Source organism: Paraburkholderia sp. UYCP14C (assembly GCF_004197395.1).
Classification (GTDB): Bacteria; Pseudomonadota; Gammaproteobacteria; order Burkholderiales; family Burkholderiaceae; genus Paraburkholderia.
Genome location: NZ_SELS01000339.1, coordinates 1 through 504, shown reverse-complemented (window position 1 = coordinate 504; position 504 = coordinate 1). Strand labels below are relative to the sequence as shown.

Genomic DNA, 504 nt, shown 5'->3' with positions numbered 1-504 from the left:
TGGGCCGAAGCGGTCGACCTCGCGATCATCGCCGCGAAGATGAACGGCGGCTCGCAGCAGAACATCGAACCCGGCTTCAAAAAGCTCGCGCAACTGAAAGACCACGTGATGACGCTCGGCGAGAACCCGAACCAGGTGGCCGACCTGTTCCGCACGGGCTCGCTCGATATCGGCGGCATCTACTCGCCGGCGTTTTTCCCGGACCAGATCCGCAAGCCCGAGTACAAGATGGGCGTGACCTACGGCATGAAGGAAGGCTTCGCGACGCAGCTGATGTTCACGGTGATCCCGAAAGCACATCCGGGCGACACCGACCTGATCCACGCGTTCATCAATCATTCGCTCGATGCCGGCGTGCAGGGGCGCATGGCCGCCGACGTGCTGAACGGACCGGTCAATTCGAAGGCGATGATTCCGGCCGAAAGCCGCGCGTTCGTGCCGAGCCCGCAGCAGATCGCGGAGAAGGCCGTACTGCATGACGACAAGGCGCTCGCCGCCGTGCAG

The 504-nt window shown here is 63.5% G+C and carries 1 pseudogene; it reads left to right on the top strand.

Features of this window, described 5'->3' with window-relative positions:
* Positions 1-504: pseudogene (locus EVC45_RS45140) on the top strand (ABC transporter substrate-binding protein); the annotation flags it as partial.